Origin of the sequence: Vogesella mureinivorans, assembly GCF_007644035.1 — a bacterium.
Classification (GTDB): Bacteria; Pseudomonadota; Gammaproteobacteria; order Burkholderiales; family Chromobacteriaceae; genus Vogesella; species Vogesella mureinivorans.
The window spans coordinates 1-297 of record NZ_VMTV02000723.1; the positions used below are offsets into that span (position 1 = coordinate 1).

Consider the following 297-nt stretch of genomic DNA (forward strand, 5'->3'; position numbering starts at 1 on the left):
ACCCTGCCCCGCCTGCGCCAGCAGCCAGTCCACCACGCTGCGCGCGGCCGGCTTCAGGCGCCGGTGCTCGGGCCAGACCACGTGGTAGCTGTAGCGCCCCGGCAGTTCGGGGCCTGGCAGCTGTTCCAGGGTGCCCGCGTCCAGCCAGGGCTGCACGATCGAGGAGCGCGCCAGCGCAGCGCCGAGGCCCTGTTCGGCCGCGGCCAGCATGTCGGTGCTGTCGCTGAACACATAGCGCTCGTCGGGCACGCCGACCCGCAGCCCGGCCATGCGGCACCAGTCGCGCCAGCCCTGCAC

At 74.4% G+C, this 297-nt stretch carries 1 protein-coding gene; it reads right to left on the reverse strand.

Annotation, left to right across the window (positions count from 1 at the left end):
- Positions 1 to 297 (reverse strand): LysR substrate-binding domain-containing protein (locus FLQ44_RS17915; RefSeq protein ID WP_240801335.1); only part of this gene is annotated, 297 nt, incomplete at both ends.